This window comes from Sphingomonas sp. NFR15 (assembly GCF_900103265.1).
Classification (GTDB): Bacteria; Pseudomonadota; Alphaproteobacteria; order Sphingomonadales; family Sphingomonadaceae; genus Sphingomonas; species Sphingomonas pollutisoli.
This window is the reverse complement of record NZ_FMWX01000009.1, coordinates 59,951-76,313: the sequence shown is the minus strand read 5'-3', so window position 1 is coordinate 76,313 and position 16,363 is coordinate 59,951. Positions and strand designations below refer to the sequence as shown.

Below are 16,363 nucleotides of genomic sequence, written 5' to 3'. Positions count from 1 at the left end.
CGTGCGACCGCGAAAGCGCGGTACCCGTCGCCGAACGCCGGCCGCGTCGTCCTGCTCGCGCGCGATGCGGCTACCGGGAGCGCGCCTTGCTCCCGGTCGCGACGCGACCGGCCGGATCGAGCGCCGGATAGCGATCGAGCAGCGCGCGCGTCACGCCGTTGGTCCAGCCGAATCCGTCCTGCACTGGATATTCGCCGCCCCCACCGGCCGAACCGGTCTCGACGTTGTACTTCTCGATCATCAGCCCGCTGCGATCGTAATAGGCGGAGACGGTATGGACCCACCGTCGTGCAAGATCCTCGGCGAGCGTGGTTTTGCCGTAACGATCGAGCCCCTGCACGCCGATCCACAGCAGCGGCGCCCAGCCGTTGGGCTGGTCCCATTGCTGGCCGTTGCGGATCGTCGTTGTGCGCAGCCCACCGGGCGCGAACAGCTTGGCCTGCGCCAGAGTCGCGGTGGCGTCGGCCTGTTCGCGCGTGGCGAGGCCGACAAATAGGGGATACATCATTGCCGCGCTGATCGAGGGCGTCGGTTTGGCCGTCGCGCGGTCCCAGTCGACGAAACGCTGTTCGGACGGGGACCAGAGGTACATGGAAACCGCGGCTGCGCGCTTGGCAGCAAGGCCCGTGAAATCGCGGGCGCACGCCGCGTCGCCGGCGGCGGCGCAACGCCGCGCAATCGTGCGTTCAAGGTTCCACATCAGGCTGTTGAGATCGACCGGCACGATCTGCGTCGTGCGGATCGTCGCGAGCGTCTGCCCGTCGGCGAGCCAGCGCGAACTGAAGTCCCAGCCGCTCTCCGCCGCCGCGCGCAGGTCGCGGTTAACCTGTCCGGGCGTGCGGCCCGCGGCGGTGGAAGTGGCGACATCCTCGGCATAGGATTCGTCGCGTGGCGTGTCGCGCGCATCCCAATAGCGGTTGAGCAGACTGCCATCGGGCATGCGCACGACATGCTCGCATGCGCCGCTGGCGCCGAGGCAGGCCGCACCCGCCATCCAATAGGCATGTTCGGCCTTGAGCGCAGCCAGCCGCGCCGCGTCAGTAGCGGAATCGTGTGTGTCGGACAGGTCCATCATCAGCGCGAGGAACGGCGGCTGCGAGCGCGACAGATAGTAGTTGCGCGTACCGTTGGGGATATGGCCGTACTTGGCGATCAGAGCCGTGAAATTGGCGAGCATCGAGTCGATCAGCGCGCTCTCGCCGTCCGCCTTCAGGCCCAGCATCGTGAAGTAGCTGTCCCAATAATACATCTCCTGATAACGGCCCCCCGCCACGACATACGCATAGGGTAGCGGGATCGCGGAGGAGCCGGGAACCACCGCCATCGGCGGCTTGGCGAGCACCGGCCACAGTGCGCGGATATGCTCACGCATCGTCGGCTTGGCAGGCGCGGCATCGCCGATCTTGCGGAAATGGCGCGCAACGAACGTGGCGAGCGCCTCGCGATCCTGCGGCGCTTCGGCGTGGTAAGCGGTGAGGATCGCGGCGGGCGTGCTCAGCGGCATCATGTCTGCAAAGGTCTTGCTGTCGGGGAAGACGCGCGCAAGCTCGACCGCGCGGTAGAGCGGGCCGTAGATATCCTCGGGCGTCTGCACGGCGCGAGCGGCATCCGCTGGGGTTTGCGGGCGCGCATTCGCCGCAACGGGGGCGAGTAGCGCAAGCGCAAGCGCGAGTGACGAGCGGACGATCATGGGGGCCTCGTGAAAAAGGGGCCGGCCGGGCATGCCCCGGCCGGCGGAAGGCATTAGAACTTGACGGCAGCGGTGATCGTCCCGTGGCGGCCGAAGATCGGTCGGCCGAGGAAGAAACCGTTGTTGTCCGCCGATCCGACCGTGCGAACGTTGCCCTCGGTGAGCGCGAGCGTGTTCGTCACATTGTCTACCGTTGCCTGCAGTGAGAAGCGGTCGTTTAGATCGATCGACGCGCCGAGATCGAGCGTCTCATAGCTGCCGAGCCGCTGCTGGTTCTCGATATCGGCGAAGCGGTTGCCGATATGCGTGAACGTGCCAAACAGCCGTGCCTGGCCCCACGCGCTGCGGAACGTGTACGACGGGATCGCGGCGATCTGGAACTTGGGTTGGCGGTTGACATCGTTACCCGAGTTCGGCCCGAAATCCTTGAACTTGCCGTCCTGCACCACGCCGCGCACGGCGAGCTGGAACCCGTCGACCGGGCGGATCGCGCCTTCGAACTCAAGCCCATATGCGCGCGAGCCGCCGAACAGGACGACGTTCTGCTCGACCCCGTTCACGACGCGAATGTCCTGGAAGATCAGATTGTGGAAGCGGTTGTAGAAGCCGGTGAGGTAGAGATCGTAGAGCCGGGTCGAGGTCTTGAGGCCGACCTCATACTGGTCCGCCGTCTGCGGCTTGATGTTCTGGATTGCCGTCGCGTTGCCACGGAGATCATCGAACTGCGGCAGCAGCGCACCCGAGTTCGCCCGCACGAAGCCGTTGAGCGTGTTGGTGAACGCATAATCCGCGCCCGCCGTCCACGATACCTGCGTCTTCGCATAGCGTACCGTGGTGAAGGTGCCATTCAGATAGGTTGCGCCGTTGTTGAACGCGGTGAGCAGATTGTTGTCGAGATCGCCGGTCGAACTGTTCTCGAACGTGTCGCGGAGCTTCACCCGCTCCACCCGCACGCCGCCGTCGAGGCGCAGCGCACCCAACTTCCACTCGTCGCTGACATAGCCGGCGATGTTGGTGCTCTTGTAGAAGGCATTAACGTCGTAGCTGTTGGCACTGGTGAAACCGTTCCGCGTCAGGATCGTACCGTTGGCGAGACGGGCATTGAGCACACGCGCCTGCGGCTCGAGCGCGAGCAGGATCTTGTTGCCGAGGTTCCAGGTGTCGTGATCGAGCACGCTGGCGAAATAGCCGCCGAGCGTGAGCGTATTGCCCTGGAACAGCTCCTTGGACAGCTTGAGTTCGTCGGTGAAGCTCTGGATGTGCTTGGCGACGCTCCAGATGCCCGCCTGGATGGTCTGCTGGCCGCCGGTTAGCGCTTGGCCGGTGCCGGCATAGGTGACGGTGCCAGGGCCACCCGACGCGGCGAGATATTGCGCGACGGTCTGCGGGTTCGATCCGGTGAACAGCGCGTTGGTCTCCGACGTGCCCTTGGTGAAGTTCACGGTGTTCTGCACGCCAAAGCCGCTGCCGAGATCGTAATTGAAGGTCGATCCGAACGTGTAGAGGTTCGCGCCGCGCCCACGCGACAGATCGACCGCCTTCTTCTGCGTCGCACCCCCGCCGACAGCGGGGCCGGTCTCGATCAGCGTACGCTCGATCTCGCGTCCGACCAGCGTGTCGGTGCGCGCGTCGAACCCCGCGAAGGTGCTGAACTTGCCGTTCGTCTCGAGCAGCGGCATCGGCGTGTAGAAGGCGTTCTGGTCGTCCAGATAGCGGGCATAGACGGTCAGCTTGCCGGCATCGAACTTGTGCGTGATGCTAGCCGTCACCTGTCCGCCGAGATCGCCCTGAAAACCGGTGTGGCGGAAGCCGTCCGAATATCGGTAGAAGCCGCCGATCATATACGTCGTATCCGCTGCGATCGGCCCCTGCGCCACCACGTCGCCGCGATAAGTGCCCTCGGTGCCGTAGGTGCCGCGCAGCGACAGGTGCGGCTCGGACGTGCCTTCCTTGAGGATGAAGTTGGTGGTCGCGCCCGGCTGGCCGTTCGAGAAAATCGGGCTCGGGCCGCCGCGCAGCACCTCGACGCGCTCGATCGTGTCGTCGAGGCGGAACAGCGAGCTGTTCTCCATGAACGACAGCGAGGACGGCGCGACGAGCGGCGAGCCGTTCAGTTGCAGCGTGAGGAACGGGGCGTCGCCGGTCGATGGGAAGCCGCGAATGAAGACATTGGCGCCGGCATTGCCGCCCGAGCTTTCGACCCATACGCCCGGCACGATCTTGAGCAGGTCGGCGGTCGAGGTCGGCTGGACCTGGCGGATCTGCTCGGCGCTCGCGGTGGAGATCGAATAGCTCGCGTCGAGCTTACGCAAGCCCTCGCGGTTGGCGTTGCCGGTGACGACGATGTCCGCCATCGGCGCGGCGTCGGCGGTGGCGGCGGGTTCGGGCGCGGCGGCGGGCGCCTGCGCGAAAGCCGGTGTCGCGGCAAGCGCGGTCCCGGCCAGCAAGGCGAAGGTGAGCGTGTGCGTACGGATCATGGGAAGTCCTCCTGACGGTCTTTTGTTTGGGGGGGGCGGCCATGCGCTGCGGGCGCACGCCGCCAACGCGTCGGAGCGGTGCCGACGCGGCATTCGGGCAAAATCGACGCAGGCCCGGATGATTAGGGTGGGTGGTGGCGGTTCATGCTCAAAACCGGAAACTGGCGGAGAGGTTGACGGACCGACCGGGGATTGGCCGCGCGAAAATCGCACCGGGCGCCTGAGTCCCGAGCGCGCGGGGATTACCTTCCGTCAGGCCGATCGCGTTGGTGATGTTGTCGGCAGTGGCTTGCAGGCGCAGCCGGTCGGTCGGGTCGAATGTCAGGCCGGCATCCCACTTGAGGAAGCCCGGCAGAAGTTGCTGGTTCTGCACGTCGGACCAGCGGTCGCCCATATAAGCGAGCGTCGCGAACAGGCCCGCTTTCCGCGCGGCGACTTCGAAGTCCCAGCTCGGCGTGACGCGCCATTGCCACACCGGCTGGCGCTGGACGCGGTTGCCGCTGAGATCGGTGCGGCCAGCGTCGGTGAAGAAGCGGCGGTAGCGCGCGTCGAGCCAGGTGCCGGTGAACGCCACCGACAGCGGCTTCGCCACCCGCCATGTCCCGTCGACTTCCACCCCGGTCGCGCGCGCCCCGCCGATCGAGGCGATCGGCGCGCCGCCCGCGATGACGGTGGTGGCCAGCCCCTGGAAGCTGTTGCGGAACACAGTCGCAAAGAGGCTGAGCGGCCCGGTCAGCTTCACCCCGCCCTCAATCGTGTCGATGCGCGGTGCGACGGTGATGCCGTCGCGCACATTGTCGAAGAACGGGAAGCTGGTGCCCCGGCTGAATCGTGTGAAGCCGCCAAAGCGTCGCGTCACGTCGACGTTGCCGCCGAACGTCCACGACCATGCCCCGCCGCGATAGCGCACCTGCGAGCGGGTATCGCCGAACACGATATCGTCATTGTCGTAGAGCGTGCGCGGATCGCCATCGAGCCCACCGGACCCAGCCGCCCGCGTATCGCGCACGCTGCCGTCGACGCTGTGGCGCTGGTGCCGCACGCCGCCGTCGAGCCGGACATGATCGCCGAGCGTAACCTCCTCGACCCCATAGAAGGCAAGATCACTGCCCCGGTACCGTGCATCGACGAGGAAACTCGATCCGCTCGCAAAGCCGTCGCGCGTCACCACCGTGCCGTTCGCAAGCGTCAGGTCGAGCCGGCGCGCCTGCGGCTGCGCGGTGAGCAGCAACGCGTTGCCGATATCCCAATGGTCGCGCGATCCATACTCGGTCGCGTACACACCGACCGTCGCCTTGCTCACCCCCGTCGCCCATTCGAGCGTGGCGTCGTTGACCAAGGCATCGATGCGCTTGGCCACGGTCCAGATGCCCGCCTGCACCACGGCTTGCGCGGGCGAGACCGCCCGGCCGTCGGCGGTGGTGACGAGCATGCCGATCGCGCCGCCCAGCCGTGCGGCGTAAGCGGCGGCGCTTTCGGGCGGCACGTTGTCCGAGACGAGCCCGGTCGTATCGGCATGGCCCGCCAGCCAGCTCGCCTTGTCGCGCAGCGTCACGGTATCACCGAAACGAAGCTCGACATTGGTGCCGAGATTGACGATCCGCGCGCCGCGCCCGTCGTTGAGGTCGTAGCGGTTGCCGTCGTTGCGGGTGCCGGTGCGGGTATCAGGTCCGGCAAGCGTGCCGGTGCCGGGATCGAAACCGGGATATGCGCCGATGCTGCGCCCGGTCTGCTCGACCGGGATCGGCAGCAGCCACTGGCTGCGATCGTCGAGATAGCGCGCGAACACCAGCACCGACCCGCGCGCGAGGTCGCGGCGCAGGTTGGCGGTGATCTGCCCGCCGCGATCGGCGGCGAAGCCGGGCGAGCGGATGCCGTCGCCGCGTGAATAATAGCCGCCGATCATAAAGTGCGCGCGCTGGCCGAGCGGGCCCGAGACATAGGCGTCGCCTCGCCCCTCGCCGTCGTCGATCACGCTCGTCTTGACCAGCCCCGCGAGATGATCGTCCCCCTCGCGCTGAATGATATTGATGGTCGCGCCGGGCTGGCCCGAGGCGAGCAGCGCGCCCGTGCCGCCCCGCACCGCCTCGACGCGCTGAACGGACCCGTCGATGCGGTAGAGCTGCGAGTTTTCGAGGAAGGACAATGTCGCCGGCGGGAAATATGGCACGCCCTCGGTCTGGAAGGTGACATATTCGGCATCTCCACCCGACGGATAGCCGCGCACGAAGATGTTCGCGCCGTTCTTGCCGCCCGAGGTCTCCACGGTCAGGCCGGGCATCAGCCGCAGTACATCGGCGGTGGCGGGCGCGCCGAGCTGGTCGATCGCGGCGCGGTTCGCGGTCGTTACCGCGAACGCCGCCTCCTGCCGCCGGCTGCCGCCACCGGGCGTGCCGACCACGACGATATCGGCGATCTGCGCGATATCGGCCGGCGCGATCGCGCGCGGCGGCGCGGGCGCGGGGCGCGGCACCGCTTCGAGCAGATAGGCACCGCCCGGCGCGGGGCGCGCGCGAAAGCCCGTGCCGCTCAGCAGCCGCGCGATCGCGCGGTCGGGATCGAGCCGCTTATGCACGGCTGTCGCGCGGAGTCCGCGCACCTGCGCGGGCGCGAACAGGATCTGCCGCCCGCTCTGCCGCGCGAACCGCATCAGCGCATCGGCAAGGTCGCCGCCGGGGATGTCGAAGAGCAACGCCGACGCCGCACGCGAAGCCGCAGGCGTGCCGAGCGCCACGGCCGCTGCGATCGCGCCGCACAGTCGCCATGACACCCCTTTCCCTCCAAGCGGCCCCGTCACATGCGGGGTCTTCCGAAGGACTAGACGCAGCGCCGCTGAAAGTCCGAACCCGGCTATCGTCTTTTTTCGCGCCTCAGCGCGCCGCAATGACGATGCCATCGCGCGCATCCCGCTGCACGCGCACCGGGAAGCCGGTGGTGAGTGCGCCGACGAAGGCGGGCGCGCCGGTCGTGCGGAACGCGCCGGAGACGCGCAAGGCGCCGACGCGGCCGTCGGCGATACGGATCGGGCGGCGGCTGTAGCGGTTGAACTCGGCCACCGCCTCGGCCAGCGGCGTGTCGTCGAATTGCAGCAGCCCGGTTCGCCAGCCGGTGAAGTTGGTCGGATCCTCGGGCGTGCGAATCACAACATCGGCATCGCGCACGGCCAGTAGCCGGCCGGGCGCGAGCGCAACCGATGACCCGTCGCTTTCAAGCGTCAGGTGCCCCGCCGCCGCGAACGCCCGCACCCGGTCGGCATCGGTGCGCACGTCGAACACGCCTTCGCGCGCGGTGAAGTCGCGGCCGCCGGCGTGAATTTGAAACGGCGCCGCGCCGGGCGTGATGCGGAACCACCCCTGCCCGTCGAGCTTCGCGGCCCGCGCGCCCGCGCCGAACCGCACTTCGAGCGTACTCGCGGTGTCGAGCGTCACGACCGATCCGTCGGGCAAGGTCACGTCGGTCTGCTGGCCGATGCCGGTACGGAAGGTCTGCACATAGGGAGGCGGGGCAGGCGGAGCGGAGAAGGCGCGGATGCCGAACGCAGCGAGCGGTGCGCCCGCCAGCACCAGCGCCCCGGCGGCAGCGACCCGCCAGCGTCTCTTGCGCGAACGTCGCGCCGCCGCCGTGCGCGCCAGCGTCGCCCCTCGCAGCGCCAGCAACGGGTCGTGCTCGGCAAGCGTCGCCGCGTGGTCATGTGCCGCGCACACCCGTGCGTAGGCGGCGGCATGGTCGGCGCGCGCAGCGCGCCAGCCCGCGAATGCGGCGCGCGTGGCGTCGTCGGCCCGCGCCAGCCGCGCGTGCCACGCGGCCGCTTCGACAAGAAGCGCGTCGTCAGCGATGGCGCCAGTCCTCCAGCGCGGCGGTAACGCGCGCGAGCGCCTTAGCCTGATGCTTTTCGGCGGCGCGTGTCGAAATGCCGATCGCGCTGGCAACTTCCGCCATCTTCATCCCCTCCAGCACGCGCAGCACGAACACGTCGCGCGTTCGTTCGGGAAGCTCTAGCAGCACCGCCTGCAAGCGATCCGCCGCCTCCCTGCCCTCCAAGACGCGGTCGGGCGGAATCTCCGAACCGGCGAGATCCTCGTCGATCGCATCGTGCAGGCCGCCGCCGCGCGCCGCGTTGCGCCGCGCCCGGTCGCGCAGCACGTTGGCAGCGGTGACGAACAGGAAATGCTCAGGCTTTTCGATCCCGGCTGGATCCGGCATGCGGCTTAGGCGGAGGTACACGTCCTGCACCAGATCGGGTACGTCGGCGTTCACTGTAACCCGCCGCTCGAAGAACCGGCTTAGCGCACGGTCGTAGGTCTGCGCGAGCCGCGCAAGGACGACGCGCCGGTCGCCAGGCGCGCCGTCGACGTCGATCCTCCCCAACATGGACGTTCTTTCGCGCTCCATCGCCGGTGTGTGCCACCGACCGACCGCGCCAGCAAGCAGCGAAGCGCGCGGGATTGCGAGCGGCGGGGATGACTGTCCTTTTGACGATCGGTATGACTGCTCGCAACCGAAACGCGGATCGGCAGAGTGGCAGCGTTCCGGATTGCTCCGCACATCAGCTCTCAGATCGGCGATCGCTTACGCTACGATCGCCGCGAGCATAGCGTCCTCGTGGAGCGACTTCATCATGCTACCTCTTGTCCCTCCTCCGCGCGACCGATACACTTGGCATCGACGAACGTCATGGCTATGATGAGACAATGTCTCATGCACTTCTGTCCGCCCCGCCCAACCCAGCCAATGCTCCCAGCGCCCGCTTCTTCGGCGGTATCGGCATCGCGCCCGGCGCGCGGGTGCTCGACGTCGGCTGCGGCAATGGTGACCTCAGCCGATATGTGGCTGAGCTTGCCGGACCGAGCGGCGAAATCATCGCGATCGATCGAAGCGAACAGGCGCTCGCGATGGCCCGGAAGATCGACGTAGACGCACGTGCCGCGCCTATCCGGTACCACGCCGTCGATCTTTCGGATGACCTGCCCGATCTTGGCCGTTTCGATGCAATCGTTGGCCGTCGCGTGCTGATGTACCTGCCCGACGCCACCAAAGCGGTGCAGCGGCTGGCGGCGATGGCGAAGCCTGATGGGATCCTGGCGTTTCAGGAACATGCACGCGCTGGCCTTCCCGCAGGGCTCGGGGATCTCGCGTTGCACCGCCAGTTGTACGACTGGAACTGGCGGACGGTTGCAGCGGAAGGAGGCGATGTGGGGCTGGCACTCCGGCTCCCGGAACTGATGCAGCGCTTGAGGCTTTCGATCAAGGAAGCGCGCTGCGAGGCTATCCTACTCTACCCCGACCAGCCTTCGTTCGTCCCGATACTGGCGCAAGCGATGCTGCCCCGAATTGTCGAACGAGGCATCGCGACCGTCGAACAGATCGACCCCGCCACGCTGACGCAGCGGATCGAGCACGAGCATCGCGCCGTGGGTGGTATGATCGTGTGGGATCTCGCCTTCCTTGTCGCGGCTCGCGTTCAATCCATCGCTCGCTGAAGCGTTCGCATCCAGACGGCCGTGGCGACTCAATAGCCGACGTTCGACATGGCATGAGCGTTCTCGGAAACCGGGCGCTGGTACAGGTTATGCGGAACGGCTAGGACTGGGCCGGTTGCAAACTGGCGTGGTTACGACCGCGATGTACGAGAAGCGACCGTAGACCGTATCAAGGCAAATTGCACTTACCATCAGACGAAACGCTCCGTAGCCGGTGCGCATGTCTTGCAAATGCAACAGCCGAAGGAGATGCCCGGACCAGCCGCTGCCATTTGCATGGGCACGCTTTCTTCGAGGGAGCCTGACGAGATGCGCCTTCTTCTGTTCAGTCCGATCCTGTTCTTTGCAGCGACGCTCTCGGTCGATGCCCGCGCGCAGGGCGTGTTCGACATGAGCACTCTGACTAATACGCTGTCCGCGCCTACCCAGCCTTCCGCCGGCGGCGCGGCAAGGCCGCCCGCCGCCCCGGCGGCTTCCGGGGCGGCGTTCCGCTTCACGCCATCCCTCGAGCTGCGTAAACGCAACTATGCCCAGTTCATTGAGAAAACCCGCGCCGCCACTCCGCAGGGTGCCGATGAGTTGCAAAAACTGTTCGCGCAAAAGGATGTGATCGCCGAGATCGCTCCGGCGCTCGCCGGCTTTGGGCTGCGCACCGACGATGTCGCCGATGCGATGACGGTCTATTGGCTGAACGCCTGGATGGCGTCGCGCGGTCGCTCGGACCAGAACAGCAAGGAGCAGGCACAGGCGGTGCGCCGCCAGGCCGCCAACGCCATGGCGGCCACAGGCCAGATTGCAACGCTCAACGACGCGCGGAAGCAGGAAATGGCCGAGGCGTTCCTGATCCAGGCGATGTTGCTCGAAGCCATGAACGCGCAGGCCAAGGCTGACCCCGCTAAGATGGCGCAGGTTCAGGCCAGTGCGCGCACCGGCGCCAAAGCGATGTCGCTCGATCTCGATGCGATGGAATTGACGCCGACCGGCTTCGTCCTCGCCAAGCGCTGAGGCCGGGAATGGTAAGGCTTCGATCGCTTTGCGCAGGGCTGGCGCTGTGCCTGATCGCGTCCCGCGCCCCCGCGCGCGATGATCCGCCGACTGCCTTCTCGCAGAAGGTCACGGCTGCAGTGGCCGACTGGGAGGCGGAGGATTGGCGCAGGGGTCTCCTCAAACTGCATCCAAGCAAGTTCACGTGGCAGAGCGACTATTATCTCGAGGTCGCGCCCGAGGAGCCGGCGCTCGGCCGGACGATGCAGAACGCGCTGGAGAGCGCCTGGGCCAATGCCGCGACGGATGGGGACGACGTGCCCGTCAGCATGGCAGGGGCCAAGCCGATGGGGCAGGACGTGATCGCCAAGACGCTGCGCTGGGACTATGCCTTCGACAAGAACTTGAGCGTCTGGGGCGTGGCGAAGACTGCGCGTGGCGGCTATCTGCCGTTCCACATCAATTGCGACACCGCGCATCCCGATCAGTATGGCGGCGATCGATGCCTGCGCAGCGCGACAACGCTGCTCGTGCTGATACAGCGCGGTCAGATCGTGATGCCAGAACCGCCCGAACCGCTCACCGTGCCTGGCTGGGAGAGTCAGTATCTTGCCGACGGCACCTCGGTGCTCACACTTCGTCAGGTGATGGGCACGCGTCAGGCCACGGTCTATGCCACCGCACCGTCGGCACTTTCGGCCACCGGGCTACGCGACAGCATCACCCGCTTCGCTGACGCGCTCATCGACGAAGACGACAAGGCGCCGGGACCGCTGAAGTGGGTGGGCACCGCCACCAATCCGTGGATCCGACGCAGCTTCCCCGGAAGCGTAGACAAAACCGCGGTTCAAATGGCCGGATCGGTCAATCTGCCCGACGGCCGCACGGTGTTGGTCGGGGTACGCTGCCCAAACGAGCAGTGGCTCAAGGATTGCGCCTATGCTGTCGATCGCACCCTGCAAGCCGTGAGGTCCGGGCAAGTCGAACACCGGCGCCAGGCCGCGATCGCAGCCACACAGATCCCGCCCCCTGCCGGAGGGCTCCAGGACGGGCAGATCGCCGGTCTGTACACCACCGGCGGCAACACGATCGGGGCCGGCGGCTTCATGACGGGCTATTCGATCGACAGCCCGTTGTTCTTGCGCGACGGCACCGCCAAGCGCGCGTTCGACCGGCCGCCGGCCTTGATCGACCCCGCCGCGTCGCGTCGCGCCGAGCCAAGAGCATGGGGCCGCTGGACCCGCAGCGGCAACCAGATCGTCGTGACCTGGAGCGACGGCGATACGGACACGATCAAGGTAACGCCCACCAATGCTATGACGGCGGGTCGGCGCGGCATGAAGCTCAGCGGCAAATATCGTCATGTCAGCGGCTCGGGGAACATCGCCTTCGGCGGCGGAAACTCGGTGCTGTCGGAGAGCTCGTACAGCTTCTTCCCCGACGGTACGTTCAGCAGCGATCGCAGCACCTCGTTCATGGCCGGCGGCGGTCCGGGCGCGGAAGGCGCGTCGGCGATGGGCGGGAGCCGAGGCGCCGGCACGCGCGGGCACTACGAGGTCGATGGTTATACGCTGAAGCTGACCTATCCAGACGGACGCGTCACGCGCATGTCGTTCGCAGTGTATGCGCACGAGCGAGATCAGCTCAACCGCGAAGGTCTGATGTTGAACGGGACATATTATTTCAAAGACAGCGACTGAGAACCCCGCACGCGCGGCCCAGGGGTGCTAGGCATCCATCGCCTCTTGTCGCGCGGCGGTCGCCCGCTGAGCTTCTTCACGACCGCTGGCCAGGTCAGCGATTACTGCGGCGCTTCTCGACGATCTGCCCGAAGCGCAGTGGATGCTCGACAGGCCGGCGGTGCCCGCTTTCGCGTCGCGTGCCTGTCGTAAAAGGCAAAGCGGCTTCGATCGACCGATAAGTGCGACGGGGGAATCTCCGCGGACCTTCCCCGCGCCCTACTTCGCACGAGCGGCTTCGCAGCAGCCACCACACTTCAGGCGGGACGACAGATCGTGGTCAGCTCGGCCCACAGCGGGTTGGGGCCGTTGTCGGAATAGGTCAGCGCGAAGCGGCCGCCCGGGGCGGCGAACACCGCTTCCTCCTCCGCGCGGTCGCCGTCGCCGCGCACGATGCGTTTCGCGGTCTTATCCTTCAGCCGCGCATACAGATCGCCGTATGGCATGGCCCAACCATCCGGATTGGTCTTCGTCACCTGCTCCCTGGCGATCGCCTCCACGACCGGCATCATCGCGACGAGATCGGGGCTGGTCATCATCTCCAGCCCCTGAAGGCGCGCGGTGGCATTGTGGCTGCCGTGATGGCCGACCTTGTAAAAGATCACGCGCGCGAGGATTTGCTCAGCGCTTTCCTGCGCACCCCCGAGCGGCACGGGCGTGGCAGGGTATTGCTGGTCATGCCACGACAGCCAGTTGCCGACCTGCGCGTCGGCCGGGAACAGCAACACGTCGCGCCCCGGCACCTCGATCGCCAGCGCGAGCGAGGTATTGTTGACGTCGCCGTCGATCTTGAGCGCAAGCGTGTCGGCCGAGCCGAGCCACGTACCGTCGATCCGCCGCTTTGCCTGGCCCTTGTAATAAAGCGCGGCGACCGCGTCGGTCGATGTCTCGTCCTCCCATCGACGAAAACGCTCGGCGAACGGGTAGTGGCCGGGGTCGTCGGTCATGGCTGTATCGGCCTGCGCCGCGCGAAGCTTGAGCGTGACGTCGAGCGCGTTGACGTCGTCCGGGCGCACGAGATAGGTTTCGCGCGTCGGGCCATCGGTCGGATCGAGCTTGAGCAGCCGGTCGCGGGTGCGCGGCGGCCCGAATACCGACGCTTTGAGCCGATTGTCGACGCCGAACACCTTCTGCTGCCCCGGCGACAGATAGGTCACGTTGCCGTCTGCCGCCTTGCTCTTGAGCCAGTCGAAGACGTCGAGACAACTGCGCGGCGGCACTTTCGGAACGCGCGGCGTCCGCCCGGCGGCGGCGAGCGCCTGACCGCCAGGCGCCTGCCACGGGTCGATCTCGCCGTAGAACTGCAAGAGATCGCTGATCCGGGTCACCGTATCGTCGATCTCCGCATTCGTGCGATCCAGCGCGAACGGATTAGGCTTGCCCTCGGCACCAAGGCCGACGAGCGCGGCGAGCGCCGCCAGCCCCTTCGACTTCTTATCGCGAATGTCGTTGGCGACGCTGTCGGTATAATCCTCGGTCCAGGCGAGCCAGACCTGCTTGATGGTGAATTTCTGCCAGACGTCGAAATGCAGCAGGAAGCCGGACAGATGATCGTAATGCTCGTGCGTTCCGATCACCAGATCGAGTTCGCCGCCGGTATCGGCGAAGAGATCGTCGACCACCGCGCCGATGTGCGCGACGGCCGCCTTCGTATTCGGCTTGCTCGCGCCGATACACTGCAGCGCGCCGCAATCGACCAGCGCACGGAAGCGCCGCCCGTCATAGTCGTGCGTCAGCAGAAAACAGTCGCCCAATATCTGCCGGTACATGCGGATCGTGATCGTCTCGCCGCTGCCGGTAGATGACGTGGTGGCCGGGTGTGCGGCGGCCTTGGTGGTGGTGCGCCTAGCCATCGCGTTACATCCGGTGGAGCATGGCAAAGGGTTCCTTCGCGGCGGCAGGATCGTACGTGAAGCCCATCGCTTCGGGCGCGAGCAGATGCTGGCGTTGGCGATCCAGCCGAACATCGTCGTCGATCCGCTTGGTGATGACGTAGCGCAGCGTGTTGTCGCGCAGATCGATGATCACCGTTGCACCGCCGCGGAATATGAAGTCCCCTTTAGGAAACGTGCCCTGCGGTGGCGGGGTCGCATCGTTGGCGGCCTGGACCTTCGCGTCGAAATAGCCCCGCCGACGCTGCGTGATCTCTATCACGAGTTGGCGGATGTCCTGTCCGTCGGGGCCGGTGCGCCGGGTCGTGCGTACGCTCGCCACCTCGACCGACAGGCCGGACATCCCGCCCCGAATCGTATATAGCGGGTTGTCGGACGGTCGCTGGAAGAACAGCCCCAGCTCCCTTTCCCACGCCCGATCGACGTTCTTATCGGACACGACATTGGTCGCGCGCGTCGGATCGGTCAGCACTTTCAGAAACGTCTCCCACCGTGCGAAGTGGGTCGGCGCCGCGCCCAGATCGGCCGCGAGCTTCTCGCGGTCGGGTTCGGAAATGCCCAGCCAGGCGAGATCGGCGTCGATATCGGCCAGGTAGGCGGTCAACCGCGCGCCGGTGCAGGCATGATCGTGGGCGAACACCGCGCGCGCATTCGCGCGGAAGGCGGCGAAACGCTGCTCATCCGCCGCGTTCGGCGGCCCAGCAAGTCGCAACTCCGGCTGAGTGAGCCAGTACCAGACCTTGCGGCGATTCTCCTCGGCCGTCCTGACAATGTCGCCCCGCCTATATTGCGGGACGAGGTTCATGCCCTCGGCGTCGATATCGCTGATCGTCAAGTCCGGGTCGGCCGCGTCCCACAGCAGATTGTCGGGCGACATCGAGAGGCAATGCTCGGGAAAGATACCGCGTCGCCGGAACGCCTCGATGAAGGCAAGCCGGTAATTGAGCCTGTCATCGGGGATCAGATCGGCATCGGCGGTGATGATCGCGCGCAGGAATTCGCCGAATCGCACATCCACAGGCGGCAGATAATCGAGCGCCCGAATGCACATCCGCAACACGTGATCCGCACTCTTGGTCGCCTCCCCGGTCAGCCGCGCGACGAGATCGGGATGGAGCGGCCCGGTCGCGCCCATCTGGAGTCCACACATCCGCAGCAGGTCGACGGTTCGCGCCGAATAGATGCTGAGAAACGCGTCGAACACCGCCGCGACCAGGATCGAGCCGCGATCATGCGGCTCGTCCGTATTCTCGATCAGATTGGCGTCAGGCTTGGTGTCGATGAAATCGCGTAGCGACGGATGCCCCGAGGTACCCTTTGCGAATTGCCCCGCCAGCCCGCTCAGCAAGCCGATCTGGTCGAGATGGCCGGCATTCTTCTCGATATAGTCGTACACCGCCTCATAGAGTTGGAAATGCGAAAACAGGGCGGCGATGTCGGCGAACGCCTCGTGGAACGCCAGACTGTCGATGCTGGTCGGTTCCGAATAGCGCGGGTGCAACCCGTCGAGGATCGCATGCGTCGTTTCGTGCACGATGATATCATGCGAAAGCGCGGTGAAGATCCAGCTCGCGCCCGCCGCGCGCTGCGTCGCGTTGAAATAGCCGAACAGCAGCGCACGCTTGTCGCGGCTGTAATAGGCGTTCGCCTCGCGCAGCGCATGCGGATAGACGCGCAGCTTGAGCGTGGGAACATAGGTCTTTTCGTCGTCGTCCCACGCCGGCGCCCAGATCACCTTGCGGCCGAGCGCGCGCTCGAACAGCTTGATCGTCTTCATCGCGACCGCGAACACCATCTGCTGGTGAAAGCGCGGATCGCCTTCCGACGGCGGCAGCCCGTCCTGCCCGAGCACGTCGGGCGCGTTGAGATCGAGCGGCGGGTAGAATTGACGGCTCGCCGGATCGATATCGATCACCTCGAGATATTCGTTGACCGGGCCGACCGAAATCGGTTCCTCGGTCGGGTCGGACCAGGCGAGCGCGATCGTCGCGTGGCTGAATTTGGCCGATCCAAGATCGAGCGAGGCGTTGGGATCGAACGCATAGACGCGCAGCCGGCGGGCGGTCGGTTGCGGGATCGGCACCATCTTCGCCATGATCGA

Annotated in this window: 10 protein-coding genes; 3 read left to right on the top strand and 7 right to left on the bottom strand. The window is 66.4% G+C overall.

Annotation, left to right across the window (positions count from 1 at the left end; genetic code table 11):
• Positions 1–70: 70 nt before the first annotated feature.
• The 5 genes from treF to BLS81_RS17855 all read right to left on the bottom strand — a co-directional run bounded on the left by treF (position 71) and on the right by BLS81_RS17855 (position 8,538).
• Positions 71–1,690 (bottom strand): alpha,alpha-trehalase TreF, encoded by a 1,620-nt coding sequence (treF, locus tag BLS81_RS17875; RefSeq protein ID WP_093225918.1) that lies wholly within the window; start codon positions 1,688–1,690, stop codon positions 71–73.
• A gap of 53 nt (positions 1,691–1,743) precedes the next feature.
• Positions 1,744–4,167 carry a TonB-dependent receptor gene (locus BLS81_RS17870; RefSeq protein ID WP_093225917.1) on the bottom strand — a complete coding sequence of 808 codons (2,424 nt, stop codon included), beginning with the start codon at positions 4,165–4,167 and terminating at the stop codon, positions 1,744–1,746.
• Between the two features lie 148 nt (positions 4,168–4,315).
• Positions 4,316–6,937, bottom strand: coding sequence for a TonB-dependent receptor (locus tag BLS81_RS17865; RefSeq protein WP_256326321.1), 2,622 nt, complete (start codon positions 6,935–6,937; stop codon positions 4,316–4,318).
• A 100-nt stretch (positions 6,938–7,037) separates the two neighbouring features.
• Complete coding sequence (locus BLS81_RS17860) at positions 7,038–8,096, bottom strand: FecR family protein (RefSeq protein WP_256326320.1); 1,059 nt, start codon at positions 8,094–8,096, stop codon at positions 7,038–7,040.
• A complete protein-coding gene (locus BLS81_RS17855; RefSeq protein ID WP_256326319.1) occupies positions 7,996–8,538 on the bottom strand; it encodes an RNA polymerase sigma factor in 543 nt (180 codons plus the stop codon). Before BLS81_RS17855 ends, BLS81_RS17860 begins: the two co-directional genes overlap by 101 nt.
• Before the next feature lie 257 nt (positions 8,539–8,795).
• Between BLS81_RS17855 and BLS81_RS17850 the strand changes: the two genes are divergently transcribed.
• The 3 genes from BLS81_RS17850 to BLS81_RS17840 all read left to right on the top strand — a co-directional run bounded on the left by BLS81_RS17850 (position 8,796) and on the right by BLS81_RS17840 (position 12,331).
• Positions 8,796–9,647 carry a class I SAM-dependent methyltransferase gene (locus BLS81_RS17850; protein ID WP_093225914.1) on the top strand — a complete coding sequence of 284 codons (852 nt, stop codon included), beginning with the start codon at positions 8,796–8,798 and terminating at the stop codon, positions 9,645–9,647.
• A gap of 309 nt (positions 9,648–9,956) precedes the next feature.
• On the top strand, positions 9,957–10,652 hold the full coding sequence (locus BLS81_RS17845; protein WP_093225912.1) for a DUF6683 family protein: 696 nt from the start codon (positions 9,957–9,959) through the stop codon (positions 10,650–10,652).
• Positions 10,653–10,660: 8 nt separating this feature from the next.
• Positions 10,661–12,331, top strand: a complete 1,671-nt coding sequence (locus BLS81_RS17840; RefSeq protein WP_143023398.1) for a hypothetical protein — start codon at positions 10,661–10,663, stop codon at positions 12,329–12,331.
• A 296-nt stretch (positions 12,332–12,627) separates the two neighbouring features.
• Here the strand turns inward: BLS81_RS17840 and BLS81_RS17835 are convergent, their stop codons facing one another.
• Positions 12,628–14,223, bottom strand: coding sequence for a ComEC/Rec2 family competence protein (locus tag BLS81_RS17835; protein ID WP_143023397.1), 1,596 nt, complete (start codon positions 14,221–14,223; stop codon positions 12,628–12,630).
• A 4-nt stretch (positions 14,224–14,227) separates the two neighbouring features.
• Positions 14,228–16,357 (bottom strand): gluzincin family metallopeptidase, encoded by a 2,130-nt coding sequence (locus BLS81_RS17830; RefSeq protein WP_093225908.1) that lies wholly within the window; start codon positions 16,355–16,357, stop codon positions 14,228–14,230.
• Positions 16,358–16,363 lie beyond the last annotated feature (6 nt).

What these genes read in the sequence shown, in the direction of transcription:
- BLS81_RS17840 (WP_143023398.1), top strand. Translation starts at nt 10,661, where the DNA reads ATGGTAAGGCTTCGATCGCTTTGCGCAGGGCTGGCGCTGTGCCTGATC.
- BLS81_RS17845 (WP_093225912.1), top strand. Translation starts at nt 9,957, where the DNA reads ATGCGCCTTCTTCTGTTCAGTCCGATCCTGTTCTTTGCAGCGACGCTC.
- BLS81_RS17855 (WP_256326319.1), bottom strand. Translation starts at nt 8,538, where the DNA reads ATGTTGGGGAGGATCGACGTCGACGGCGCGCCTGGCGACCGGCGCGTC.
- BLS81_RS17870 (WP_093225917.1), bottom strand. Translation starts at nt 4,167, where the DNA reads ATGATCCGTACGCACACGCTCACCTTCGCCTTGCTGGCCGGGACCGCG.
- BLS81_RS17830 (WP_093225908.1), bottom strand. Translation starts at nt 16,357, where the DNA reads ATGGCGAAGATGGTGCCGATCCCGCAACCGACCGCCCGCCGGCTGCGC.
- BLS81_RS17835 (WP_143023397.1), bottom strand. Translation starts at nt 14,223, where the DNA reads ATGGCTAGGCGCACCACCACCAAGGCCGCCGCACACCCGGCCACCACG.
- treF (WP_093225918.1), bottom strand. Translation starts at nt 1,690, where the DNA reads ATGATCGTCCGCTCGTCACTCGCGCTTGCGCTTGCGCTACTCGCCCCC.